This window comes from Verrucomicrobiia bacterium, assembly GCA_035765895.1.
In the GTDB taxonomy this organism is placed as follows: Bacteria; Verrucomicrobiota; Verrucomicrobiia; order Limisphaerales; family DSYF01; genus DSYF01.
In genome coordinates this window covers 19,200-43,550 of sequence record DASTWL010000073.1, presented here as the reverse complement: position 1 = coordinate 43,550, position 24,351 = coordinate 19,200, and the positions used below count along the sequence as shown (strand labels likewise).

The window sequence follows — 24,351 nt, the reverse complement described above, 5'->3', positions numbered from 1 at the left end:
AAAAAACATGTTGCGGTTTCCCAATGTCAACGATTCGCTTCGCATGCCAACTTATGGCAATTGAATGGAAGATTTTGGGCTGGTCATTTGAAAATCGAAATAACAACCCGAAGTCCCATCCCGGTGAGCGCGGCTGAATTGGCGTCTAACGCTCATTCACCTACGGCGCGTCCACTTCAAAGCCCAGTTCGCGCAGGCGCTGGAGTTTGTAAACGAGCGTGCGCTCGGTGAAAACGCCCCCTCAATGCTGCACGGAGACGGCCTTTGCATGCTCGTTGAATAAAAGGGATTAGCCGTTCTGCATTCAGACCGATCAGACGTGAAAGGTGTTGACGGTTTGTTGGGGGCGCACGATAACCGTGCATATAGCCCATAGCGCCATGGGACATTCCAGCCAGGTGGAGAATTGCCGGTGGCCCTACGAATTCGATGACAGGTTGGAACCAGACATTTACACTTGGATCTGACGGAACCATGACGATTCAAAAGCTGGGGCGAAGTGTGACACGGACGATAGAGAATCAAATCTCCACCCACTAGAGCGTTATGAAAACCTTGAAGAAGGCGAATATGCTGATTGTTCTCTGGCTTGGAGGGCAAGCAAGCTTTGGGGGCACGCCAGCGGGCCAAGTAGTTGGCTGGGGAGTTAATGTGTCTGGGGAGGTGACCGGCAGTGCATCATACCCAGCCTCCAACGGGGTGGTCTTTGTCACAGACAACCCCTTCGCAACTGGCGTGGTGAGGATTGCTGGCCAAGAATTGAACAATGTTGTGTCAGTAGCTGCAGGGATGTCACACAGCGTGGCGTTATTAAGTGATGGCTCGGTCATTGGCTGGGGCGGCAACATCATCCAAGAGGCAGTTGGATATACAACACCGTTTCCGCATAGAGCAGCCGGTCCCGTGAAAATCGGAGGCCAGGTGTTAACAGACGTGACTGCCATCTCGGCGGGGTGGCAATTCAATTTGGCCCTCAAGCGTGATGGAACGGTAGTGGGTTGGGGGGATAATAAAAATGGACAGATAAATGTTCCTGTTGGATTGAGTAATCTAACGGCGATTGCCGCGGGAGAATCTCATGGCTTGGCGCTCAAAAAGGATGGCACGATCACGAGTTTCGGCAGCCGGGAGAATTCTCCGGCGGGGTTGAGTAATGTTGTCGCGATTGCCGCATCTCGGAGTTCGTTTGGGCGCGATTTGGCGCTCAAAAATGACGGCACAGTCGTCGAATGGCGATCTAATGGTGAAATGACCACGCCGATGGCGGCAACAAATATCGTGGCCGTTTCTGCGGGATATAACCACAATCTTGCACTCAAGAAAGACGGCACCGTCTTCGGCTGGGGATTTAATCGCGAGGGCCAAGCGACAGGCGTTGCGACTACAAATGAGACCCACAGTGCAAGTGGCATTGTGGCCATCGACGGTCAAGTTTTAAGCAACATAGTTGCCGTTGCTGCAGGTAATGGCTATGGCCTCGCTTTGAAGACCAACGGCACCGTCGTTGCATGGGGATGCATGAATAACGGACTTCACCCTGTGTCTGTTCCGGAAGGCCTGAGCAACGTTGTCGCCATAGCTGCGGGCGACAACTTCTGTCTGGCCATCACCACCAACCGCGCCGTTGCCGAACACTTCCGCCAATGAATCCGCCTCGCAGGGCTTTTGCCAGGATTCTGGTTGGTGGCAGGCGGGGCTTGTGGTCTGGCGTTTCCAAAACGGAGCTTCCGAAGCAGAACATCACGATGGGGGAGTTGGGGCCGTTGGGCAGTGACGGCCTGCTCTGGCGGGTGCTGCCCAACGGGGCGACCAAGGAGATTACTCCGACGGTGGCGGGCGTGGACTTTTACACGTTCCTTCCCAGGCACACGAAGTATGTGCTGACGAACATCTGTCACGCGCCGGTGCCGGCGGACCGGCAACGGACGACCGTGGGCGTGGGTGAGGAGGTGGACCTCAGCTTTCCAACCCTGCCCGCGGACATACCCGTGGCGTGGCGCACGACGGCGGGCGGGTTGTCGGCGACGAACGGCACGGGGATTACCTTCACGGCGCCGAGCAACGGCGTCCCCACCGCCACGGTTACTGCGACAGTGAAGGGGCAGGAATGCCCGATTGATTTCAGCGTGCTGGAGCCAGGCGGAGTGGATCATGCAGATGTGATTGAACGATACCGCTACGAAATTGGAGATGCGGGTGCTGGGATGCACTTGCGCCCCTACATTGGGCCGACGAATGTGTCGTTCTACCGTGTTCAAATAATGGAAGTCGGGCAGCCTGCCACAAATGCTTGGGGTTATTTCATTGCACATCCGCCCGGCGCTCACAATTACGAAGCGGGGGCGGATCATTTCGACATTCAATTGGAATACGACAATCACTGGACACCTGATTCTTACGATAGAGCAAGCTCGGCCGTGTTCGCGCAGACATGGGCGAACGGCGGGTTTACCTGGCACATTCCAGGCAAGTGGAAGATTGGCAATGGTCACACAAATGACCTCGCAAACTCTTGGGATCAGGTTTTTACGCTTTCAGAGGATGGAACCGTGAAGGTGTCAAAATTCGGCCATACGGTGACGCGTCACGTCAACGAGAACTTTGGTGTGGTGAACCCCTGATGAATGAGTATGAAAGCGCTTCACATGATTATATTGGGAATTTCACTTGCGTTATTTCAACGGAGCCTTTGGGCTGCTTTACCGCGTGGTCAAGTAGTTGGCTGGGGGCATAACATTAGCGGCCAAGCAACCGGGGTTCCGTCTCGTGAAACTTCTTTTGCCACGGGCAGAGTGACAATTGCCGGCCAGCTTTTGGATAATGCCGTGGCCATTGCCGCCGGAAGAAGTCACGGCCTTGCAATCAGAGACAACGGCGCGGTGGCAGGTTGGGGTGGGAACAGTAGCGCAGAGGCCGTGGGTTTTGAGACGGAATATCCATACAGAACTAACGGGTATGTAAGGATTGCCGGCCAGGTTTTGAGCAATGTTGTCTCCATTTCCGCAGGATGTAATTTCAGCCTTGCAGTCAAAGGTGACGGCACGGTCGTTGCATGGGGAAATGGGCCGGGAGAGAGAATTGGGAGCCAAGCCAAAGTTCCAGTTGGATTGAGCAATGTCGTCGCTGTTGCTGCTGGATTTGATTATAGTATGGCCCTCAAAAAAGACGGCACAGTATTGGGTTGGGGTGCACGGAATGTGCCGCACGGCCTTAGTAACATTGTTGCTATCGCTGCCGGGCGAGAAGCCTATGCGCCCGGTTTGGCGCTAAAAGAAAACGGAGAAGTTATAGAATGGACTACCAGCGAAGAGAGTATCCCCTTCACCCTCCGCAATATAGTCGCCATCGCGGCCGGCTCGAACCATGGTCTCGCTCTAAAATCTGACGGAACCGTCTTCGGGTGGGGAGGCAATCGTTTTGGCCAAGCCACGGGCGTGCCCGCCACGAGTTATCCGAACTCTGCGCACGGTGCGGTTGTCATTGATGGTCTTCCCTTGACTAATGTAATTGCAATCGCCGCGGGGCATGAATTCAGTCTCGCGCTCAAACGCGATGGGAAAGTAGTCGCTTGGGGATGCAATGATTTCCATACAACAGATGTGCCTCCCGGCCTGAGCGATGTCGTCGCCATTGCGGCCGGGGATGATTTCTGTCTGGCCATCACCACCAACCGTGTGGTTGCCGAAGGCTTCCAGCAATGAATCCGGCTCGGATAAACGCAATTGGGGCGCAATGAGCGCATAATCACGTTTGATATTCCAACGGTTCTGCCTACGGCGCGTCCACTTCAAAGCCCAGTTCGCGCAGGCGTTGGAGTTTGTAAACGAGTGTGCGGCGGCTGATGCCAAGCGCCTTGGCGGCTTCAGTGCGGTTGAAGTTGTGCTGTTTCAACGCGTCCACCATGGCTTCGTGTTCGATTTCCTCCAAGCGGCGGGCTTCGGCCGGTTCCACTTGCGGTGCCGGTTTCGCCGTCGCGGTTTGCACGCGAGTAGGCAGATGTTCGGGCAGCACCATTTCGCCACGGCTCAGCAGGGCGGCCCGTTCCATGGCGTTGCGGAGTTCGCGCACATTGCCCGGCCAGGCGTATCGGGCGAGGCAATCCAGCACGGCGGGTGACAGCCGGGCTTTGCCCTGGGAAAATTCGTTGATGAACAGCGTGGCCAGCGGCAGCACGTCTTCGGGACGTTCGCGCAAGGGCGGGAGGTTAAACTCAACCACGTTCAGGCGGTAGAAGAGGTCCTCGCGGAACCGGCCGGCTTTCACCTCGTCTTCGAGCTTGCGGTTGGTGGAGGCAAGAATGCGCGTGTTGGTGCGCAACTCGGCGTTGGAGCCGATGCGTTGGAAGCTGCCGTTTTGGGTCACGCGCAGCAGCTTGGCTTGCAGAGCAGGGGACATCTCGGCGATTTCGTCGAGAAAGATGGTGCCGCCGTCCGCCTGTTCAAAGCGGCCAATGCGCTGCCCGACGGCGCCGGTGAACGCGCCCTTTTCGTGGCCGAACAATTCCGCTTCCAGGAGCGTTTCGGGAATCGCGGCGCAGTTCACCTTCACAATCGGACTTGCGGCGCGCGGGCTCCAGGCGTGGATGACGTCGGCCACGACTTCTTTGCCGACGCCGCTTTCGCCGGTGATCATGACCCGGCTTTCGGAGGCGGCAATGAGCGAGACGTCCCGGAACAGCGACAGCATCTGCGGGCTGGCCGCGACGACGTGCGGGGGCAGCTCGCGTTGCGCATCGATGCGCACGGCCTGATCCCGCGCCAGCCCGGTTGCCTGCTGGACGGAGCGGAGCAGTTCATCGAGATCGATGGGCTTGCTGAGATAGTTCAGCGCGCCATCGCGCATGGCGAGCACGGCGTCGCGAATGTCGGCGTAGGCGGTGACGAGCAGCACGGGCAGGCGGGCGAATTCCTGGCGCGCCTGCCGCAGCGTTTCCAGGCCGGAAATGCCCGGCATGCGCACGTCCGAAATCATCATCGCAAAGGATTCGCTGCGGAGTGCGGCGAGCGCCTGCTCGCCCGAGGCGGCGACGCTGGTTGCAAAGCCCTGACTTTTCAGAAAGGAGTCGAGCAGGCTGCGCTGGCCCGGGTCATCATCCACAATGAGGATGCGCGGGCGTTTGGCGGCATTGTGATTGGCGGCGGCCATGGTCATGGTTTAACCACAAAACGACGTGAAAGACACGCCCAGATTGCGACCGGCGTCAGTCCGGGCGCAGCTCACCCGCCGCTGAAAACGTCAGGGCTGCGGAGCGCCGGTTTTCCAACCGGCTTTGGAATCATCGCATTCCAGAGCACGCCCGGCCTGTATTGTATTTCTGCCCGGCCAGCGCAGCTGTCCATTCCGGTTAGCGCGTTTCCCTCATTTATTTAGAGCGGTTTAAACAATGTCGTAGCCGTCGGGTTATTCGCCGGCCCCTCACCCGGCCTTCGGCCACCCTCTCCCCATCGGATGGGGAGAGGGACGGGGTGAGGGGCTGCTGCCGTCAGGACGGCTACAGTATTTATGAAACTGCTATAGCGGAGCCCGTCTCGGCTGCGAGTCAGGGCACGGTCCCGGTGCATGGAGATGCCCGGCGGCGAGACGCCGCCACCGCTCCCGGGTAGTGTCCAGACGCGCCCGTCAGCCCGCCAGACGCACATGGGTCAGGCGGAAAATGGCCCCCTTGGGTTCGTTGGGCAGGCAGCGGATTTCCCAGCCGTGCGCAGTGACAATCTGCTGCACCACGGCCAGCCCGAGGCCGGTGCCTTCGGGGTGCATGGTGACGTAGGGGCGGAAGATTTCCGTGCGCAGTTCGGGCGGCACGCCGGGGCCGTTGTCGCGGATGTCGATCTGCACCTCGTCCGGCCCCGTCTTTTCGGCCGTGACACGGATTTCGCCGCCGCGCTCGACCGCTTGAATGGCGTTGATGATCAGGTTGAAGACGGCCTGGCGGAGCAGTTGTTCATCGGCCTCGATGGTGGGCAGGTCGGCGGCCGGTTCCAGCCTGATGGCCTTGTCCTCCAGATCAGAGCCCAGCGCGCGGGCCACTTCGCCCACCACGGAGCCCAGCTTGACCGCGGTGCGGCGGACTTCGCGCGGGCGGGAATAGTTGATGAATTCATTCAACTGCGCCGTGACGCGGTCGGCCTCGTCGATGATGTTGCGCGACTTTTCGCGCACGGCGGAGGAGGCGTCCTGCTGGCGGGAGATGATCTGGGCGAGGCCGCGGATGATGTTGAGCGGATTGCGGGTTTCGTGCGCGAGGCCGGCGGCGGCCAGGTTCATTTCCTTGAGGCGGGCGTTGAGTTCGGACGCGCGGACGAGGCGGACTTCCAGATCCGAGGTGCGGGCCAGGTTGCGCCAGGCCACGCCGAAGCCGAGCACGGCAATGCCGGCGAAGGCGCTGATGATGATGCGCAGCCACATGTCCTGCTGAATGGTGGCGGTCACCGGCTGCGTGGAGAGCACCATGGCAAAGCTGTGCACGCCCTTCTTTTCGATGGCGGACTTGTATTCCTCCTCGCTCATCCAGAAGGGCCGGCCGAATTGCGGGCGCCAGTCGCGGCCGCGCCGGCGGTCGCGCTCGGGTGGCGGGGCGGTTTCCGGGCCGGGCCGTTCCGGGCCGCCGGCGAGGTGCGGTTCATTGGTTTCGCCGGGCGGCGGTTCGGGCGGCCGGCCGGGCGGGCGATTGGTCGGCGGCGCGGGAAACTCGCCGCGGGGAATGACGATGGTCGGCCGGGAACTTTCGATGTCCGCAGTCACGTTGGTGCCGAGATCAACGAGGTTCATCAGCGTGACGGTGCCGGATTCCCAATGTTCGCCCGTGTGCACGAGCCCCTTCAATTCGAGGTCGATGGGTGTGCCGGCCGAGGCGACCACGTCGCCGCGCGCGTTGAAGAGCGAGACGCCGTTCAACTCATCGGGCTTGATGAGGGCGTCCAGGGCGGATTCGAGACGATCCTGGGAAATGATGCCGAAATGCCGCTGCGACCGCAGCACGAGTCCGACCGTGCTGGAAATGTCCTTGGCACGGTTGATCAGCGCGACCCGGGCGTTGCGTTGCACGCGGCGGTGTTCCGCGATCTGCCACGCAATGACGAGCACCCAGACGGCGAGCAGGACGAGATAAACCGGGCGGGTGCGGTGGCTCATGCGGGTGGGGGCAACACGGGGCTCATGGCGCCGGGGTTATTTCTTGCCTTTCGTGTCATCGACGGCGGGCAGTTGATCGAGGTAGCGGTCCAGATCCTCCTCGCTGAACGCCTTGCCGGGCACCTGGCTCTTGCCCCGTTCGTTCGCCGTCATGTTCGCGAGTTCCGAGGGATACTTCACGATGTGCGGGGTCATGAAAATCATGAGTTCGGTCTTGCCGTTGCTGGTGACCTTGTGCCGGAACAGCAGGCCGAGCAGGGGAATGTCGCCCAGCAGCGGCACCTTCTCCTCCGAACTGAGCTTCTTGCTCTGCATCAGGCCGCCGATGACCACGGTCTGGCCGTCGGGCACCACGACCACCGTGTCGGCGGAACGCGAGTTGATGACGGGCGCGCTGACGGGGCTGGCGTTGTTGGTGCTGCCGGAGGAGATTTGCACCCACTGCGAACGGTCCGCGAGTTCCGAGGTCTGCGGCGCGACGATCATTTCCACCAGGTTGTCCGAGGTGATGAACGGCGTGACGTTCAGGATGATGCCGACGTTCTGGTAGGACACGGAATTGATCTGGTTGCCGAAGTTGTCGAACCGCGTGTTGGTGATCAACGGCACCTGCTGGCCGAGGCTGATGGTGGCGGGCTGGTTGTTGCGCGCCAGAATCGAGGGACGCGACAGGATCTCGGTCTTGCCGGCCTTGGCCAGCGCGGCGAGCGTGATTTGCAGATCCTGCCCGAGCATGGTGTAAAGGCCGCCAGTCGTGGCGAGGTCGAACGCGCTGGACGCCGTGCCCGTGCCGTTGAAGGCGCTGACCTTGCTGCCGCTGATGGTGTGGGTGTAGGTGCCATCCACGCCAATGTCGGTGTCCTTGCTGTAGGTGGCCTCGAGGAAGACACATTTGATGAGCACCTGTGGCGTGGGCCGGTCCAGGTCCTGGACGACCTCCTTGACATACTTGGCGGTTTCGTCGTCGGTGACCACAAACACGCGGCGCGTTTCGGGGTCAACCGACACCGTGGCGGTGCCCATCTGCGTGCTCGAAGGGTAGCTCGACGACGTGGAGGAGTTGCCGGAGCGGTTGTTGTTTCGGTTGAAATTGTTGCCGAAGACCCCCTGGGCGGCGAGCCGGTCGGTCGCCGTGCCCAGGCCCGCGGCCACAGCCAGCGCCAGGGTCGTGCGGCGCAAAGCCGCCAGGCCTGTCTCGTGTTTGATGTGTTTCATGAGCTTCCTAAATTGGATCTTCAGTTGCCGAAGGAACGAACGCCGCTCGAACTGGTGCCGAAGCCGGAGTTGTTGTTGTTCCGGTTGTTGTTCTGGTTCTGCTGCTGGGCGCGCGTGTTCAACTGCGTGCCCGCCTGGCCCGTCGTGTTGCGGGAGCGTGAGGACGTGGTGCTCTGGCCGCTGAACAGATCCTCCAGCGTTTGCTGCACCGTGGTCGGATCCGTGTTCTGCACTTCATAAACGAACACCTTCTTTTTCTGGGCCGGATCCGAGTCAAGCTGCGTGAGCATTTTGGCGATTTGCTCCATCGTGTCGTGGGCGGCCGTGACCACCACGGAGCGCGTGCGCGCGTCGGGCACCGCGGTCACCTTGCTTTGCTTTTTCAGGCGGTCGCTCTGCGAGCTTGCATTGTCGTTGTTGTTCCCGCCGAACGGCCCGCGGAAGAAGCCGCGGAAGCCAGCCTGCTGGTTCTGGGTGTTGCTGGAATCGGGGAAGAGGCTCGTCAGCAGGTCGGCCGTCTCCTGCGGGTCGGCATTTTTCAGCCGGAACACCCGGATCTCCGTCACGTCTTCGACATTGGTGTCCACGGAAGCCACGAGCTGTTCGATGGTGGGCATCAAATCATCCGGCGCGCTCACGACGAGCGAGTTGCTGCGGTCGTCCGAAGTGGCCACCACTTTCGACGCACCGGGCCGGCCGCTGCTGTTGGCGGTGTTGTTGTCGCCGCCGCCTTGCGGGCCAAACGGGCCGAAGCGGAACTGGCCGCGGCCGCCGCGGCCGCTATTGCTGCTCGTGTCCGAGCTGGCAAACACCTCCTTGATCATGTCGGCCACGGTCTTGGCGTCGGCGTATTTGAGCGGGAACACCCGGACGGAAGACAGGCTGGAAACCGTGGTGTCCAGGGCTTTGATGATTTCGGCAAGCCGGTGGATGTTCTGCTGCGTGTCGGTGATGACGAGCGCGTTGCCGCCTTCGTTGGCGGTCATGGTCGTTTGCGTTGGCATCAACGGCTGCAAATCCTTGGCCAGCTGCACGGCGTTGATGAAGCGCACCGGAATGATCTGCGTCACGATCTGCTGGTCCTTCGGGATGTTGGCCGGCTCGTAACCCGTCTTGACCGGGATGTCGCGCTTCTTGGCTTCGGCCTGGGTCACAATGGTGAGGGTGCGGCCGTCGCGGAGCACGGCGTAACCTTCGTTGGCGAGCACCTTGTTCAGCAGGTCAACCGCCTCGTCCTTGGTGAGCGGCTGGTTGCTCCACACGTCCACTTTGCCGTGGATGTCCGTTTCGGGAACGATGATGAACCCGGCGGCGTCGCTCAAATAATTGAGCACCATGTCGAGGGGCGCGCCGCGGAAGTTCAGGCGCAGGCCGCGTTCGCCATCCTTGACCACCTTGTCCGGCGGCGTGTTGTATTCCGGCAGCGTGTTCGCGTCCGTGGTGGACGTGCCGTTGGTGCCCCGCATCGGGGCGACGAAACGGGGCGGTGTGGTGCCTTCCTTGGAAAATGTTTCCGGCGGCGTGGGATTGGCGTTGTCCTCGTTGCTGACCGGCGGTTGCACCTCGTCGGTCGGCAGGTTGGTGAGCACGGTGTTCACCGCCTGAATCATTTCGGCGGGGTCGGGCGCCAGGGTCTCTTCCGCGGGAGGCGGGGTGGGCGGCGTGGTTTCCGGCTCTTCCGCCGGCTGGGCCGCGGCGTTCAGCGCAAGCGCGAGCGCGCCGGTCAATACAAGCTGGTTCAGGCTAAAGTCTTTCATAAATCATTCCTTTTCTCTTCTTTCCATCAGTCGTTTTAAAACATCGCTCATGGCGCCGCTGGGCGGGCCGCCGCCGTCGGAGTTGCTGCTGCTGCTGCTGCTGCTGCTGACGGTGGTTGAACTGCTGCCGTTGTGAGTTGGTTGGCTTTCACCGGAGCGGGAGCTGGCGTAGGAACCACTGGTCGCCGAGACAAACCACGCGCCGCCGTCCTCGCGCCGCAGGCTCGAACCCACGCGCAGAGCCAGCTCGGCGCCATTCTCATCGAAGCGGACGCCGGAATAAATGATCTCTTTCACCTTGAATCCCGCAATCGAGTCGCCGGCCCGGAGCACCTTGTGGTAATCCGGCTGGGTGCCATCGAAGAAGGCCAGCCAGCCCTTGCTGGAATCCATGGTGCCGACCAGCGTAAAGGCATCCACGCGCACCGTGCGCTGCAACGAGCCGCTGCGCGTGGAGGTGATCCGCTGGCCGGAGCGGTTGCCGTTGAAAATGTTGTGCTCGGCAATGACGCGGAACGCGGCGAAGTCCGTCCGGCTTGTGGTCGAGACGGGGGCGGAAGCGTGCGGCGCGGGCGCGGTCCGCTCGGGAACCCGCATCGCGTCGCCGTTGGTCTCGGCGTGAGCCGCCGAAGCAGCAATGGCGTTCGTGGCGGTCGCGTTGGTGGCCGGACCATCTGGTTGGGCGCGCAACGAAAGACTCCCGCCGACCGCCAGGGTGGCCAGAACGATCCATACGCCCCTTGCCTTACCGCTTTGCTTCATCACCAGAAGTTCGCATACGTCGGGTCGGAGTGCATTCCGGGCGGGCGTGGCACGGACCGGCGCGGGGCGCAACGACCCATGGCCGGACCAGCGGGCCAGCCAGCCTTCCAGCGCGGCGAAAACGTGCATCATGCGGAGGTTTCCCTTCGGTTTCATCGGGCGGATTTCAAAAGTTGCAGGCCGCTGATTTGCAGGCCCAGGGTGATTTGCCGTCCGTCGGTGTCCCGCGTGGCCAGATCGGCGCTGTCCACCTTCACGCCCAACGGATCGTGTTCGATTTCGTAAAGGAAGCGCGTGATGGCATTGAGGTCGCCGGCAATGTCGGCGCGGCATTCGAGGGTCATGTAATCTTCGTCGGCCCGTTTCCATTGCGGCCGGATGCCGCTGACGCTGACGCCGCTGGCATCCGCCCAACGATTGAAGGCGCGCATGACCACGCTCTCCGCCGCGGCGGTGTCGGCCGGCAGGGCGTTGGTGCGCATGTTGTCCCAGCGTGCGAGGAGCGAATCGCCGCGTTTCAGCAGCATTTCACCGTCGCCCACCTTCTTCTGCAAATCAGCCAGACGCACGGAGCGGGCTTTCCAGGCGTTCCACAACGGCGCACGCACCAGCCGGTCGCCGAGAAAGATGCCGACCACGATGGCGGCGACGAGCAGCAGGACGTGTTGACGGTTCTTGGGATCAAAGTTCATGGTGCGCCTTCGCTCCATTCGAAGTTGAAGGTGAATTCCGTGGGGGAAACTCCGCGGGTTTGTTCGGTGTGCACGTTGGCCACATTCCGGGCGGCGCCGAGCTTGTCGGTGACATGAATCAATGCGCTCTGGCTGCGGGCCGTGCCGGTGCAGGTGACCTTCAACAGCTCGCCGGGCTTGTTCGGGTCGCGCATCTCAATCTGCTTGGCGGAAACCGTGCCGTCCTCGGGGAAGCATTCGGTCAGCCGCTTCAGAATTGTCAGCTCACGGTAGGAATCGTCATACCACGGCCGGAACTCACGGATGTTGGCCTGCGTGTCTTCGAGCAGGTAAACCCGCTTCTGAATGGCGCTCCAGCGGTGGCCCCAATACCACAGCAGCACCTGCTGGCCGAAGAACAACAGCAGCACCAGCGCGGCCACGGCGCCGGCGCCGGCGCCCACGGTGACCAGCTTGGGCGAGGAATACTTCGAACTCAACTGCTGCCATGCGCTGATCTTGGGCGGCAGAAATTCCAGCGTCGCCGGGCTGCCCGCCAGACGGCGCACGGCCAGCGCCAGAGCCGGGGAGACCGGTGTGTTTGGCGGCACCTTGACTGAAAAATCGTCCGGCGCATGCACGCGGACCTGCTCCACGGCGATCCCTTGCGCCGCCAGCCGCGGACCGATCACTTCGGCCAGCTCGTCGGCGTCGTCGTTCCGGCCCAGCACCCGGACGCGTTTCACGGCGTCGCGCAGCTCGGGCGCCAACTGGCCCAGGGTGATGCGCAATTCACGCAGCACGTGGTCGGTTTGCAGTTCGCGTTCGCCGCCGGCCGGTTCAAACGCACCTTCGATGGTGCGCAGCAGGGCGATCCCGCCGCCCGCGGTGAGTTGCAGGCGGATGTTGCCTTCGCCCGGCAGCAACGTGAGCACGCCGTCCGCGCCCGCGGCATCGGCCGGTTGCAACGCCGTGATGCCGATGGAAAAACTGGCGGACCGCAACTGGGCCGCGGCCAGCACGGTTTCGAGCCGGGTCAGGTGACTGCGCGGCACGCCCATCAGGGTCGCCCAGCCTTCGCCGGCCGCCGTGCGGCAGCGCGAGGTGGCGGTCAGCAACGCGTCCTGGCCATAGGGAAAACCACGCTCGGCTTCGACCTGCAGGAAGCTGGCGAGATCCTCCTCCGGCAGCGCGGGCAGTTTGACGGAGAGCGTCAGGGCCCAGTTCAGGGGAAAGCAGACGGTGCACCAGCGCTCGCGAATGCCGTGTTCGTCGAGCACCTTGCGGATTTCCCGGCCGACCAGTTCGGGCGCGTTGGTCAGCGGATCGAGCGTGAGGGTTGCCGCAAAGGATTTGCGCAGTTCGACGCTCCCGTTCGTGCGGTGCACTTCGACGCCCTCAAGCCGGCTGCCGTCGAAGGACAGGCCGAGCAGCGTGCTGCCCGGCTGGCGTCGCCGCGGATCCAGCGCCGCGAGGTTGAAATTGAAGGAGGACTTCATGGGTTGTTTTTCGCGATTTCCAAATCTTCCCGTGCGGTTTTGCCCAAGGCCCAGCCCAGGTGCGTCAGGTCCTGCCGGTAGGCGATGCGGGGGGCACCGTCGCTGTCGTCAAAGACATACTTCACGCGGCGGTAACCCCGGCCGTAGTGACCGACGGCGGCAATGTCGGCGGTGAACTGATAACTGTGCGTGGTGACATACGGCCCGGCCTGGCGGGCCGCTTCGCTGCCGATCACGTCCACCAGCCAGGCGATGGATTGCAGGCTGGTGGCGTTGCCGAGCCGGTAGGCGACCACGGTGGAGGCGTATTGAACGCCGATGCCGGGAATGCATTGCAGCACCGCCTCGCTGGCGGTGTTGATGTTCACCAACCCCTCGACGTAGCCCGTCGTGTTCGTGGTGGCAATCAACTGGTCGGCCACCTGGTCAAATTCATTCCGGCTCATCCGGCTGGCGAGGTAGAACTCGACCAGGTTGCCGTATTGCGCGGTGCCGCCCGGGCCGCCGGGCGCCCCGCCGCCACCCAGCTGGGCCAGAATCTGGTTGGCGCGGCTGGAGCCAAGGGCGTTTTGAAGCACAGTCGCGAGCGCCTGCTGATCGTTCACGTTGGTGTGCGCGTTCACGGGCTCACGGCTCCAGACGGTGACGTATTCGAGCAGGCCCGGAGTCAGCAACCCGTTGCGATCGTCGTTTGGCGGCGAGACGTCGCCGTCATTTTCGTTCGGATCGAGGGCGCCGTTCAGGTTGGCGTCGTTGCCGAACAGCGTTTCCATGTCCATGCCGTAAACGAGCCGCAGCTCGTCGATGGATTCAAACGGCGCGTTCTTGCAATGATACGGCGGGTTGAGGCGCTGATAGATGTCGTCCTCGGCGCCGCCGTCGGACACGGTGCTGTCGGCGTCGCGCCAGTCGATGATGGCCGCGGCCAGTTCGGGGGTCATGCGGGGAAGCTCCTCCAGCATTGCGGCGGTGACGTTGTTCAGGTTGAGTTTGGACGCCTCGTCCACCAGGCCGAACGAAGGTTCATCCGTGGCCGTCTGCTCGTCGCTGCGGCCGATGAACCAGAACCGCGCATCGCCCACGGCCACGTTTTCGCGTTCGTAGGAGTTGAGGTCGGGCGGCAGGCCGGGAATTTGCAGGTTCGCCAGAATGTTGCTGGCGTAGCGGGCGGCGCCGGCAATCGCCTCGTCAGCTTGCAGGCCCGAAAGCCGGTTGTCGGCCGCGCGCATTTCGTAGCTCATGGACTGCGCGAAATAGAGCGCGATGCTCACGATGCCAAAGCAGATCCAGAGCACGATGATGAGGGCGGAACCTCGTATGCTGCGCCGGGCCTTGGGCGGCGGCCCGGCGGCGGCCCGGGCGGTGCGATCGTCGTTGTGGGAGGCGCCGGGAACGCGCGCGGCGCGGCCGGGCGCGGGGCGCGACCAGCGGGCGGACCAGGGCCGTTCGAGCCGGTGGCCGTTCAGATGTTGGGCCAGCGAGATCTTCATTCGACGCCTCCGGTGCTGGCCGTGGTGTTGGTGCCGACTTGCACGGTGATGGGAACCACCATTTCGATCGGGTTGGGCGCGATGGAGCCCAGCTTGTCCACGACGAGGGTCAGGTCCACGCGCACGCCCGTGGGCAGGCTGTTGGTGGACGCGGTGCTGGTCGTGCTGCTGGCGGAGGTGGAGGCCGAGTCCCAGGTGTCCACCCATTGCGACCCGTTGTAATACTGGAACGTGAGGGAGTCCACGTTGCTCATGAGCCGTTCGTCCGTGTATTCCTCCTGGAACACCGGCAGGAGATTGCGGGTGACCGAGCGCACGAGATCCTGCCCCGCCGAGCCGTTGGTTGACGGCATCAGGTAATACGTCACCTTGCGCATCTCCGACCACGGATCATTGTCGTTGAGGGTGCCGGCGGTGGTGTAGAGGGTCGGGCCGCATTGCTGGCCCGCGTGCGTGGCACTCATCGATGAGCCCGTGGTCAGCGTGGTTTGAAAGCTGCCCGAGAGGGTTCCGCCCGGCACGGTCACGTTCTCCAGATCGCGCCGGATGACGGTGAGGGCGTGTTGCAACGGAATCGCTTCGCTGATGGCCGCGTCCGCCTTGTTGCGGAGTTGCAGCGCGCTGTAAAAAATTGAATGAACCACCACCAGGACGATGGCCAGCACGATGAGCGCGAGCAGCACCTCGAGCAGCGTGAACGCCCTGAAATGCGCCGCGGCACCACGCCGCCGGCGGGGCGCGCCGGACAGGCGGGAAGGGGAATGAAGCGCGGCAACGTTCATGGCTGCATCACTGCGTCGTGTCCACCAGCGTGCTCAGGCGGACGTCGTAATCCTTGCCCTGGGCCGGAAAGGTCACCTTCATGGTGGCCAGCCGGAGCACATCCAGTCCCGAAGACTCCACGGTCAGGTTCCAGCCGTAGTTGATGCGGTTTTCCGTGACGGTGCCGGACAGGGCGCCCTTCTGCATCTGGCCGGTGATGAGCAGTTCGTTCAGTTTGGCTTCGGCGATGCGCGCGGCCACGGCCTTGCGCGTGCCCACTTCGCCCGCGAGGTTGGCGATGCGCAGGCCCGCCACGGCCACGGGAATGACAATGGCCATGAACAGCAACGCCGCCAGCACCTCGGCGAGCGTGAACCCGCCGTCGGCGCGCCGCGAACGTGAACGTCGCCGGTCAGCGTGGCTGGGTGTTTTGCAGTTCATAGTTCAAGCGGTTTTCCGTTTGCGCGAGCCAGACGCAGTCCGGCTCATCGTCGCGCGCCACCTTCAGGAGAATCCACGCCGGACTGGTGTCCGCGATGAAACCGTCCGGCGTGAAGCGAATGGCTGGCTGGTTCCCCGCGATCTGCGTGGTGATTTTCCACGGCGTGGTGGACAAGCCGGTGGCCGGGGCCAGTTCCAGGCTCAGGTTGGAATCGAGATGATATTCCACCGCCTTGTCGTCGGTTTCGGTGTAGGTCATCTCGGCCTCGAGGCCGTAGGTGCCTTCGTCGGGCTTGAACCACATCACCATGGGAATGCCCTCGGACACGGCGCGGCTCTGGCCGTAGCGGGTCAGGGCCAGCATGCGGCGCGCCTCGTTGTCGAGGGCGCGGCCGCGGAAGAAACGGGACAGGGCCGGGGCGGCGATGGCCACGGCCATCGCCAGCAGCGCCAGCACGAGCAGCAGTTCGAGCAGGGTGAACGCCGTCCGGCGACGGGGCCGCGGGTCAATGCCGGGGCGCACCGCGAGGGCGCGCCCCGGCTCACCAACCACCAACCGCAAAGGGCCCCACGAAGCGAGAACTGCTCGCTCCGCTTCCCTCTGCAGATTCGTCATGTGCGGGGTGGTGCGCACGAAACCTATTTCTTTTCGCCCGCAACGCTCCAGCTGGCGATGTCGTCGTCCGTGCCGGAGCGGCCATCCGGGCCGACCGAGGACAAGTCATAACCGCTGGGGTTGTGTTTGCCCGGGCATTCATAAAGGTAGGCGTTGCCCCACGGGTCCGCGGGAACGGCGTCGCTCTTCAGGTAGGGGCCTTTCCAGTTTTGCGCGTCGCGGGGTTGTTGCAAAAGGTCGTTCAGCCCGTCCTTGCCCTTGGGGTAGTAGCCGTTGTCCACTTCAAACGCATCCAGCGCGGTGCCGAAGGCGGCGATCTGCGAATGGGCGGCGGTCACGCGGGCCTGTTCGGAGCGTCCGGCCAGCTTGGGCACCACGATGGCGGCCAGGGTGCCGATGATCACGAGCACCAGCAGCATTTCAACGAGCGTGAAGGCGTGCTGATGGAGTCGAGGTTTGCGTATCTGTGTTTTCATAAACTTGGTGGTGGTTATTTGATTTGTTGTTGGAGTTCGAACACGGGCAGCAGCATCCCGATGAAAATGGTGCCGACGAAACTGGCGATCATGAACAGCATCATGGGCTCCAGCAGCGCGACGGCCGTCTTCATGTTGCGGTCCAGATCGGATTCGGTGTCGGCGGCGATGCGGACCAGTTCCTGGTCCAGGCGGCCGCTTTCCTCGGCGACGGAGATCATTTCCAACGCCGGACCGGAAAACAGCGAGCGACAATCGGACAGGCTGGGGCCGAGCGATTTGCCTTCCTTGACCCGCTCGATTGAATTCGTCACCGCATCGACGAGGATCTGGTTGCCCAGCGACCGGCGGGCGACGTTCAGGCAGTTGACCAGCGGCACGCCGGCGCCGAGCAGCGTGCCCAGCATCCGGCAGAACCGCGCCATGGCGAATTGCGACAGGAGCGGCCCGACGACGGGGGTTTTGAGAATCAAGCTTTCCCACTGACGCCGGCCCGTGGGCGACACCGCCCACGTGCGGAAGGAAATGACGGCCACGATGAGCCCCACCAGCACGAACAGGCCGTAATGCCGGATCAAATCGCTGCCGCCGATGATGAGCTTGGTGATGAGCGGCAGGTTGCCGCCGAGCCCCTGAAACACGGGCATGAACTTGGGAATGAAGAACACCAGCAGGAACACCAGCACGGCGATGGCGAGGCAGGCCAGAATCGCCGGATAAAACATCGCCGCAAATACCTTGCCCCGCAGTTCCTTTTCGCGGCCCTGAAAGTCCGCGATCTGCGAGAGCACCACATCCAGGAAGCCGCCCGTTTCGCCGGCCTCCACCATGGCCACATACACGCGCGGAAAAACATCGGGCGACTGACTCATGGCGTCGGCGAGCGACATGCCGTCCACCACGCGGTCGTGAATTTCCTTCCACTTGGCGGCGGCCACCGGGTTGGAGGCTTCCTTGTGCAGAATCACAAGTGCGCGGCTCAAGGGCACGCCGGCCGCCAGCAAACTCGACAGCAGGCGGGTGAAATTTTCCAGGGCGCGCGGGGTGATTTTTTTGCTGCCCAGCGAGAATTGCGGCGCGGCGGCGGCTTTGCCGTTGCCATTGCCGTTGCGCGATTCCACCAAATTGATGGGCCGCAGTCCCTGCGCTTCCATCTGTCGGAAGGCTTCCGGGCGGCCGGCGGCTTCAATCTGGCCGACGGCCACGCTGCCGTTTGGCTGCAAGGCTTTGTATTGGAAGGTGGGCATGAGGTCAGCTCGCGGTCGCTTCGCTGCGTTGCGTGTTGGCCACTTCCTTGGCGGTGGTGACGCTCAATACTTCCTCGACCGTGGTGATGCCCAGGCGAACCAGCCGCCAGCCGTCTTCCGCCAGCGTCTTCATGCCGGAACGATGGGCTGCCTCGCGGATGACGTCGCTCGAAGCGCTGCTCAAAATCAGCTTCCGGATCTCGTTGTCCGTGTCCATCCACTCGAAGATGGCGTGGCGGCCGAAGAAGCCGGTGTTGCGGCATTCGCGGCAGCCAACCGAGCGATAAATCACGGTGCTCGCCGGGATGCCGACCTTGGCCTTGAATGCCTCCGCGGCGGGTGAATGATCTTCCTCCTTGCAGTGTTTGCAGAGCACGCGCACGAGGCGTTGCGCGAGCACGGCTTCCAGTGAGGACGCCACGAGGTAGGGCTCGACGCCCATGTCCACGAGGCGGGTCAACGCGCCGGGTGCGTCGTTGGTGTGCAGGGTGGAGAAGACGAGGTGACCAGTGAGCGAAGCCTGCACCGCGATTTGCGCCGTCTCGGCGTCGCGGATTTCACCGATGAGCACCACGTCGGGATCGTGACGCAGGATGGAGCGCAATCCGCGGGCGAACGTCAGGCCGGCCTTTTCCGAAACCTGGATCTGGTTCACGCCCTTGAGCTGGTATTCCACCGGATCTTCGATGGTGATGATCTTGCGGACGGCGTCGTTAATGGCCGCGAGCGCGGTGTAGAGCGTTGACGTTTTGCCGCTGCCGGTGGGGCCGGTCACGAGAATGATGCCGTGGGGCAGTTGCAGCACGCGCTTGAAGCAGTCCAGCTCACGCGGCGCCATGCCCAGTTCGTTCAAACCGTGCAGGGTCGCGTTCTGGCGCAGCAGACGCATCACCACCGCTTCGCCGTGCAGCATCGGAATCACCGACACGCGGATGTCCACCTCGGCTTCGTCGATGCGGATCTTGATGCGTCCGTCCTGGGGCAGACGCTTTTCGGCGATGTTGAGATGGCTGAGAATTTTGACGCGTGAAACGATCGCGGGCTGGAAGCGTTTCAACTGCGCGGGCACGGGCACTTCCTGCAATTCGCCGTCGATGCGGTAACGGATGCGGAATTCATCCTCGAACGGTTCAAGGTGAATGTCCGAGGCGCGCAGCTCGATGGCGTCGCGCAACACCTGGTTCACGAAGCGGATGATCGACGCGTCCTCGGCGGCGTTGTCGAGGTTGGTGTCCTCTTCGCCATCTTCATCCACCACTTCGAACGGCGCCGTTTCGTCGAGTGTATCAATCGTGTCGGCGCCCACGCCGAGATGCCGTTTCATCTCGCGCTGGATGGCTTCGGTCGGGGCCAGCACGGGCTTCAAGCGGAGCCCGGTCATGGTCTTCAACGTGTCGAAGCCTTGCGTGGCGAACAGGCGGCTGGTGGCCACCTCGACGCCAGCGTCGGTGCGGCGCAAGGGGAGGAGTTCCTCCTTCAAAAGGATGCGGGCCGGAAACAGGGACAGGACCTGTTTGTCCGGCTCCACGCCTTCGAGGGTGTTGAACGGGACGTCATATTCCTGCGCCAGCCAGCGCAGGACGTCCTCCTCGGACCGGATCAGCGCGCCGGAGCCATTGCTGGCCTGCCGGGCCAGCAGCCGGGCATCCGGCTCGGACAATTGCCGGCCCGCCCGCATGCTTTCCAGCAGTTCGGGCAGGGCGGTCGTCTGGGAATCGGTTTGTGCCATGGTCAGCGCGCTGATCGGTCGTTGGTGATGCAATGCGGATTAGCTGACGAGCCCCATTTCAAGGGCCACGGCTTCCTGCTTGGTGTTGAGCACTTTCCTCAGGTTGTCCTGGGCGGCCTTGAGTTCGGCTTCCTTGGCATCGCGGGCCTTGCGGAAATCCGCCATCTTGGCCTTCAGATCATCCTTCGAGGCGTTGTTGTCGATCGCGTCCGAAAGCGCGGTTTCCGCGGCGCTCGGTTCGGGACCGAAACGCGGACGGTTGCCCTGGTCGCCCCCGCGGTTGCGGCCAAACATGGCACGCATGCCGCCGCCCATCTGGTCGCGGCGCAGGTCCATGACCTTTTGCAGGAGCGGCTGGATGGCCTGCCATTCCGTATCATCCTTGACCTCCAGACGATCCCGCAGGTTGTCCATCATGCGTTGCTGGAATTGTGCGGGGTCGAAGTTCCGGCCGCCGCGCCGGCCGCCTCCGGGTCCGTCCTGATTGCCGCCGTTGTCTTGCGCCACTGCCGTGCCGACGCTCAAGCAGAGGGCGGTCACGCTGGCCAACGCCAGCCATTGAGTGAGTTTTTTCATTGGTTCTCCGTAGCTTTGGTTTTTTGGGCAGGCGACGCACGCGTGGCGCCGCAATTTCTGCTTGGCGGATCCTTGGGCAATTGACGTGCCAAATGGCAAAATGTTCAGAATTCGTTCACTGTAACCCTGCGAACGAGCAGGAGTTGCGCAAAATCGCTGCGCAAACATTGCGCAGCCGCCGGGTCAGGCATCGTAGCCGGCCAAATCACGGGACCGCACACCCAACGGCAGGTCCAATTGCTCCGGCTCACTCAGCGCTTGGGCATCAAACCCCAGCTCCCGCAACGTGCGCGCAAAGTCGGCGGCAAATCCATGCACGGTGAACACTTTCCGGGGCGCGACGCGGCGCACGAATGCAATCAGGTCCGGAAAGTCCGCGTGATCGCTGAGCGGGAACGCGGCATCCGTGCCGGCACGATAACGGCAACCCGCATCCATGGCCCAACCGGTGACGACCGCCGTTCGCAGCGGACCTACTTCCTGCCGCAAGGCGAGGCGATCCACTTGCGGCGGTGCAATCAGCACCTTGCCCGCGGCTTTCGCCCCATGACCGCTTTCGTAGGCGGGAAACGAATGGCCGAAATGTTCGTAAATGCGCGTGAGCTTGGCCGCGTCCTTGTGAAGCGCCACGGGCAGTCTGGTCGCCCGCAGGCCGGCCAGCAGTTCCTGCGTTTTGCCCAGCGAATAGGCCAGCAACACCGGCGTGATGCCGTCGGCGAGCGCGGACTGACAAAACGCGTGCAGTTCACGCCACACGTCGGCTTCGGCCGGGAACGCGTAGCGCGGGCGGCCGAAAGTGCTTTCCATCACCAGCAGGTCCGCCGGCCGGGGCGCGCAGGCTTCGGCGGCCAGGCTGGGACGCAATTTGAAGTCGCCCGTGTAGAGCAGGGATTCGCCGCCGGCTTCGATGAATGCCATGGCGCTGCCGAGAATGTGGCCTGCGGGCAGGAGCGTGAGTTGAAAGGCGGCGTGCTCGCCCGTCAGGGAAACCGTTTCGCCAAAGCGGAAGATTCGTTCCGTCCGCCGTCCGCCCAGCCGGTGACGCATCAGCCATGCGGTGGGTTCCGTGGCGATGAAGGCGGCATGCCGGGCGATATGATCGCTGTGGGCGTGGCTGACGAACACGTGGCCGGCGCGAGCGCGCTGCGGATCGAGCCACAGGCCCAGGCGGGGCAGGTGGATGCCGCGTTGATGATATTCGAGCTGCAAGGCCGACACGCGGCCAAGTTGGCTTGAACCCGCGCCAAGTCAACGCCGCGGGCGGCGCGGCTCATCTGTGATTCGTCCAGACATTCTGGCAAACGTCCAAATGTTTGGATTGGTGCGTCCGGCCCGGACGGCGGTAGGCTGGGTGCATGAAACCAGTGAAGCTTCCGCCCAAACATGTTTATCTCGTCTCCAACGGCGACCTGCGCTTGTCCGCCAACCAAAAATGCTGGCCCGAGCAGGCCAGGATGGAGGCGGTGCTGACCCGCGCCCTCAAGGCCGAGGGCTGGAAGGTTGTCCGGGCTCATCCGTATGATGCCAAAAAGCAGCACGGCTTCATTGATTCCCAGAAAATGGGCCTCGAAGTGTTCCGGCAGCTGGACGCCACGGCGCCGCTCATTGTGGCCGAAGTGGTCTGGCAATACAGCCATCATCTACTGCCCGGGCTTTCCACGCATCAGGGGCCGATCCTCACCGTCGCCAACTGGAGCGGCACGTGGCCTGGGTTGGTCGGCATGCTGAATCTCAATGGTTCCATGACCAAGGCGGGCATCCGTTACAGCACCTTGTGGAGCGAAAAATTCACGGATGATTATTTCAAGAACGGGCTGCGCCAGTGGCTGACCGAAGGCGTCGTCACGCACGACCAGACGCACGTGAAAAGTCTGAAGCTCATTAAACTGCCGCCCGCGGATGAACAGTTGGGCCGGGCCTTCGCGCGCCGTTTCAAGCAGCGCAAGGCCATCATGGGCGTCTTTGACGAGGGGTGCATGGGCATGTTCAACGCCATCATTCCTGACGAACTGCTTAACCCCACCGGCGTGTTCAAGGAACGCCTCAGCCAGTCCACCCTATACGCGGAAATGCTGCGCGTTTCCGATGCCGAAGCGCGGGCCGTGCTCGACTGGTATTTGAAGAAGGGGATGAAATTCGCGTGGGGCAGCGACGAGGAAACCGAGCTGACCGAACGTCAGACTTTGGAGCAGTGCAAGATGTATGTCGCCGCGCTGCGCCTGGCCGACGATTTCGGCTGCGACACCATCGGCATTCAATATCAACAGGGCCTCAAGGACCTCGCGCCGGCCAGCGACCTGGTCGAGGGCACCTTGAACAACGTGGACCGGCCGCCGGTGCGCAGCGCCGATGGCCGCCGGCTGTTGTATGCCGGCGAGGCCCTGCCACATTTCAACGAAGTGGACGAGTGCGCCGGCTTCGACGGCCTTGTGACCTACAAACTGTGGCGCGAGCTGGGATTTGCACCCGAGAACACGCTGCACGACCTGCGCTGGGGCCGGCATTTCAAGGGCGACGGCGTGGACGATTACGTCTGGGTGTTTTTGATTTCCGGCGCCGCGCCGCCCGAGCATTTCATCGGCAAATGGAAGGGCACGGTGAGCGAGCGTCAGCCGGCGATGTATTTCCGGCTGGGCGGCGGCACGATGAAAGGTAACAGCAAGCCGGGCTGGATCGTTTGGAGCCGGGTGTTCGTCATGGACGGCCGGCTGCAATGCGATTTGGGTGTGGCGGAAGTGGTGCGCCTGCCCGAGGCCGAAACCGAACGCCGCTGGCGCGAAACCACGCCGCAATGGCCGATCATGCACGCCGTCACCCAAGGGGTTTCGCGCGACCAGATGATGGCCCGGCACAAGTCCAACCACATCCAGGTGGTTTATGCGCCGAACCGCGCGCAGGCGCAGCGGGCGTGCCGCATCAAGGCCGCAGCCCTTGCCGAGCTGGGGTTGGAGGTGCACCTTTGCGGCGATGTGAGTTTGGTCTAGTGGTTGCATGATCCATGCGTAGTTTAGTTTCCATACTATTCTTGGTTGCGCTTATTTCAGGCTGTGCCTCTAGGCAAGACGTGCGACCCACCCCAGCCGACGTGGCTGCTGATGTTGCACCGACTTTTCCCGAGCCGACTGTTGTTCTGGGTGGCTTGAGGCGTGAGCGTGACACTGCATTTTCACCGCAAGCGCGGCGCGCTATCGCCGCCGCGCGTCACTATTTGGAGGAGCAGAGACGTCGCGCAGTGGATGCCTACTATCGAGTGACTCATGTATCCGGCCATCATGAAGTTTATGTTCAGTTTGTGTCTGGCTATCATTTTGGCATGCCAGAGTTTACGCCGGGGAACCATTGCACCGTGCTGGTGGCAGAAGATGGGGCTGTAATTCGTGTTTTACCCGGAGCCTAGTGGTTATTGAATCATGCACTGGAAGAACAGCATCACGTTCTGGGCCGCTCTCGTTCTCCTTGTCGCAGTTGTTCTGCTTGGGTGGCAGGTGCTGACGAGCTACAGACAGACGGTCACGGCCATGTTTATTTCCCATCAATGTGAGACGACCGAGCTGGTTGCGAGGGAGTTTTCAGACCCGGAGACGATTGCGCATCGCACAGAGTTTCTCATTTGCTATTATCAGGGGCACAGCAGGACATTGGAGGGCACACCGCTCGCGCGTCTTGTCCGGCGCGATTACGAACACACGCTCACAAACGTTTTGATGGCTTATCAGCGAGTCTCCACCAACGATTTTGGCGCACAAATTAAGGCGTGGAGTCAGCAGTATGCACATTGAGCCGCGGTTAAACTTGGCGCTGTGACGGTCCGCTGGGCGGTAGTGCGATTTAGGCAATTTGTCAGCGCTCTTGCAGCCAAGCGAGGTAAAGCCGTGTTATGGTCACGCCGCTCTGCACAATCGTTTGCGGCGGAGGTCGGTGGTTGGTTGGGTTAGTGGTTGGTTGAAGGTGGGCCCGGCAGGCGCAAGTCTGCCGGGCT

At 62.5% G+C, this 24,351-nt stretch carries 21 protein-coding genes; 5 read left to right on the top strand and 16 right to left on the bottom strand.

Going from position 1 to position 24,351, the window contains the following annotated elements:
• Nucleotides 1–546: 546 nt before the first annotated feature.
• Genes VFV96_14595 through VFV96_14585 form a run of 3 tightly spaced genes read left to right on the top strand, consistent with a single transcriptional unit; the run spans nt 547 to nt 3,701 of the window.
• Entirely contained in the window at nt 547–1,647 is a 1,101-nt protein-coding gene (locus tag VFV96_14595; protein ID HEU5071630.1) for a hypothetical protein, read from the top strand.
• Nucleotides 1,644–2,621: a hypothetical protein gene (locus VFV96_14590; protein ID HEU5071629.1), complete on the top strand. Its 978-nt coding sequence runs from the start codon at nt 1,644–1,646 to the stop codon at nt 2,619–2,621. The genes VFV96_14595 and VFV96_14590 overlap by 4 nt, the downstream gene beginning before the upstream one ends.
• A 9-nt stretch (nt 2,622–2,630) precedes the next feature.
• Nucleotides 2,631–3,701 carry a hypothetical protein gene (locus VFV96_14585; protein HEU5071628.1) on the top strand — a complete coding sequence of 357 codons (1,071 nt, stop codon included), beginning with the start codon at nt 2,631–2,633 and terminating at the stop codon, nt 3,699–3,701.
• A gap of 70 nt (nt 3,702–3,771) precedes the next feature.
• Here the strand turns inward: VFV96_14585 and VFV96_14580 are convergent, their stop codons facing one another.
• The 16 genes from VFV96_14580 to VFV96_14505 all read right to left on the bottom strand — a co-directional run bounded on the left by VFV96_14580 (nt 3,772) and on the right by VFV96_14505 (nt 21,590).
• The gene (locus tag VFV96_14580; GenBank protein HEU5071627.1) at nt 3,772–5,145 is read right to left on the bottom strand and encodes a sigma-54 dependent transcriptional regulator; all 1,374 of its coding nucleotides are present in this window, start codon (nt 5,143–5,145) and stop codon (nt 3,772–3,774) included.
• Between the two features lie 474 nt (nt 5,146–5,619).
• Nucleotides 5,620–7,131, bottom strand: coding sequence for an ATP-binding protein (locus VFV96_14575; GenBank protein HEU5071626.1), 1,512 nt, complete (start codon nt 7,129–7,131; stop codon nt 5,620–5,622).
• A 36-nt stretch (nt 7,132–7,167) separates the two neighbouring features.
• The gene (locus VFV96_14570; GenBank protein HEU5071625.1) at nt 7,168–8,346 is read right to left on the bottom strand and encodes a hypothetical protein; all 1,179 of its coding nucleotides are present in this window, start codon (nt 8,344–8,346) and stop codon (nt 7,168–7,170) included.
• Between the two features lie 20 nt (nt 8,347–8,366).
• The gene (locus tag VFV96_14565) at nt 8,367–10,103 is read right to left on the bottom strand and encodes a secretin N-terminal domain-containing protein (protein ID HEU5071624.1); all 1,737 of its coding nucleotides are present in this window, start codon (nt 10,101–10,103) and stop codon (nt 8,367–8,369) included.
• Nucleotides 10,104–10,106: 3 nt separating this feature from the next.
• Complete coding sequence (locus VFV96_14560; GenBank protein HEU5071623.1) at nt 10,107–11,021, bottom strand: hypothetical protein; 915 nt, start codon at nt 11,019–11,021, stop codon at nt 10,107–10,109.
• On the bottom strand, nt 11,018–11,557 hold the full coding sequence (locus VFV96_14555; protein ID HEU5071622.1) for a hypothetical protein: 540 nt from the start codon (nt 11,555–11,557) through the stop codon (nt 11,018–11,020). Before VFV96_14555 ends, VFV96_14560 begins: the two co-directional genes overlap by 4 nt.
• Nucleotides 11,554–13,035 (bottom strand): hypothetical protein, encoded by a 1,482-nt coding sequence (locus VFV96_14550; protein ID HEU5071621.1) that lies wholly within the window; start codon nt 13,033–13,035, stop codon nt 11,554–11,556. The genes VFV96_14555 and VFV96_14550 overlap by 4 nt, the downstream gene beginning before the upstream one ends.
• The gene (locus VFV96_14545) at nt 13,032–14,525 is read right to left on the bottom strand and encodes a helix-hairpin-helix domain-containing protein (GenBank protein HEU5071620.1); all 1,494 of its coding nucleotides are present in this window, start codon (nt 14,523–14,525) and stop codon (nt 13,032–13,034) included. Before VFV96_14545 ends, VFV96_14550 begins: the two co-directional genes overlap by 4 nt.
• On the bottom strand, nt 14,522–15,307 hold the full coding sequence (locus VFV96_14540) for a type II secretion system protein GspJ (protein ID HEU5071619.1): 786 nt from the start codon (nt 15,305–15,307) through the stop codon (nt 14,522–14,524). The genes VFV96_14545 and VFV96_14540 overlap by 4 nt, the downstream gene beginning before the upstream one ends.
• Before the next feature lie 7 nt (nt 15,308–15,314).
• Nucleotides 15,315–15,728, bottom strand: a complete 414-nt coding sequence (locus tag VFV96_14535) for a hypothetical protein (GenBank protein HEU5071618.1) — start codon at nt 15,726–15,728, stop codon at nt 15,315–15,317.
• Nucleotides 15,700–16,344 carry a GspH/FimT family pseudopilin gene (locus tag VFV96_14530; protein ID HEU5071617.1) on the bottom strand — a complete coding sequence of 215 codons (645 nt, stop codon included), beginning with the start codon at nt 16,342–16,344 and terminating at the stop codon, nt 15,700–15,702. The genes VFV96_14535 and VFV96_14530 overlap by 29 nt, the downstream gene beginning before the upstream one ends.
• Nucleotides 16,345–16,367: 23 nt before the next feature.
• Entirely contained in the window at nt 16,368–16,820 is a 453-nt protein-coding gene (gspG, locus tag VFV96_14525) for a type II secretion system major pseudopilin GspG (protein ID HEU5071616.1), read from the bottom strand.
• A gap of 14 nt (nt 16,821–16,834) precedes the next feature.
• Nucleotides 16,835–18,067, bottom strand: coding sequence for a type II secretion system F family protein (locus VFV96_14520; protein HEU5071615.1), 1,233 nt, complete (start codon nt 18,065–18,067; stop codon nt 16,835–16,837).
• Between the two features lie 4 nt (nt 18,068–18,071).
• Nucleotides 18,072–19,796: a GspE/PulE family protein gene (locus VFV96_14515; protein ID HEU5071614.1), complete on the bottom strand. Its 1,725-nt coding sequence runs from the start codon at nt 19,794–19,796 to the stop codon at nt 18,072–18,074.
• 39 nt (nt 19,797–19,835) lie between these two features.
• Nucleotides 19,836–20,372, bottom strand: coding sequence for a hypothetical protein (locus tag VFV96_14510; GenBank protein HEU5071613.1), 537 nt, complete (start codon nt 20,370–20,372; stop codon nt 19,836–19,838).
• 183 nt (nt 20,373–20,555) lie between these two features.
• Nucleotides 20,556–21,590 carry an MBL fold metallo-hydrolase gene (locus tag VFV96_14505; protein ID HEU5071612.1) on the bottom strand — a complete coding sequence of 345 codons (1,035 nt, stop codon included), beginning with the start codon at nt 21,588–21,590 and terminating at the stop codon, nt 20,556–20,558.
• A 137-nt stretch (nt 21,591–21,727) separates the two neighbouring features.
• Between VFV96_14505 and VFV96_14500 the strand changes: the two genes are divergently transcribed.
• Together VFV96_14500 and VFV96_14495 are read left to right on the top strand one after the other, a co-directional pair.
• On the top strand, nt 21,728–23,356 hold the full coding sequence (locus VFV96_14500) for a fucose isomerase (protein HEU5071611.1): 1,629 nt from the start codon (nt 21,728–21,730) through the stop codon (nt 23,354–23,356).
• A 426-nt stretch (nt 23,357–23,782) separates the two neighbouring features.
• On the top strand, nt 23,783–24,151 hold the full coding sequence (locus VFV96_14495; protein ID HEU5071610.1) for a hypothetical protein: 369 nt from the start codon (nt 23,783–23,785) through the stop codon (nt 24,149–24,151).
• Nucleotides 24,152–24,351: the final 200 nt, after the last annotated feature.

Bases quoted from the DNA above. Each gene is read 5' to 3' on its own strand.
- VFV96_14595 (HEU5071630.1), top strand. From the start codon at position 547: ATGAAAACCTTGAAGAAGGCGAATATGCTGATTGTTCTCTGGCTTGGA.
- VFV96_14590 (HEU5071629.1), top strand. From the start codon at position 1,644: ATGAATCCGCCTCGCAGGGCTTTTGCCAGGATTCTGGTTGGTGGCAGG.
- VFV96_14585 (HEU5071628.1), top strand. From the start codon at position 2,631: ATGAAAGCGCTTCACATGATTATATTGGGAATTTCACTTGCGTTATTT.
- VFV96_14580 (HEU5071627.1), bottom strand. From the start codon at position 5,145: ATGGCCGCCGCCAATCACAATGCCGCCAAACGCCCGCGCATCCTCATT.
- VFV96_14575 (HEU5071626.1), bottom strand. From the start codon at position 7,131: ATGAGCCACCGCACCCGCCCGGTTTATCTCGTCCTGCTCGCCGTCTGG.
- VFV96_14570 (HEU5071625.1), bottom strand. From the start codon at position 8,346: ATGAAACACATCAAACACGAGACAGGCCTGGCGGCTTTGCGCCGCACG.
- VFV96_14565 (HEU5071624.1), bottom strand. From the start codon at position 10,103: ATGAAAGACTTTAGCCTGAACCAGCTTGTATTGACCGGCGCGCTCGCG.
- VFV96_14560 (HEU5071623.1), bottom strand. From the start codon at position 11,021: ATGAAACCGAAGGGAAACCTCCGCATGATGCACGTTTTCGCCGCGCTG.
- VFV96_14555 (HEU5071622.1), bottom strand. From the start codon at position 11,557: ATGAACTTTGATCCCAAGAACCGTCAACACGTCCTGCTGCTCGTCGCC.
- VFV96_14550 (HEU5071621.1), bottom strand. From the start codon at position 13,035: ATGAAGTCCTCCTTCAATTTCAACCTCGCGGCGCTGGATCCGCGGCGA.
- VFV96_14545 (HEU5071620.1), bottom strand. From the start codon at position 14,525: ATGAAGATCTCGCTGGCCCAACATCTGAACGGCCACCGGCTCGAACGG.
- VFV96_14540 (HEU5071619.1), bottom strand. From the start codon at position 15,307: ATGAACGTTGCCGCGCTTCATTCCCCTTCCCGCCTGTCCGGCGCGCCC.
- VFV96_14535 (HEU5071618.1), bottom strand. From the start codon at position 15,728: ATGAACTGCAAAACACCCAGCCACGCTGACCGGCGACGTTCACGTTCG.
- VFV96_14530 (HEU5071617.1), bottom strand. From the start codon at position 16,344: ATGACGAATCTGCAGAGGGAAGCGGAGCGAGCAGTTCTCGCTTCGTGG.
- gspG (HEU5071616.1), bottom strand. From the start codon at position 16,820: ATGAAAACACAGATACGCAAACCTCGACTCCATCAGCACGCCTTCACG.
- VFV96_14520 (HEU5071615.1), bottom strand. From the start codon at position 18,067: ATGCCCACCTTCCAATACAAAGCCTTGCAGCCAAACGGCAGCGTGGCC.
- VFV96_14515 (HEU5071614.1), bottom strand. From the start codon at position 19,796: ATGGCACAAACCGATTCCCAGACGACCGCCCTGCCCGAACTGCTGGAA.
- VFV96_14510 (HEU5071613.1), bottom strand. From the start codon at position 20,372: ATGAAAAAACTCACTCAATGGCTGGCGTTGGCCAGCGTGACCGCCCTC.
- VFV96_14500 (HEU5071611.1), top strand. From the start codon at position 21,728: ATGAAACCAGTGAAGCTTCCGCCCAAACATGTTTATCTCGTCTCCAAC.
- VFV96_14495 (HEU5071610.1), top strand. From the start codon at position 23,783: ATGCACTGGAAGAACAGCATCACGTTCTGGGCCGCTCTCGTTCTCCTT.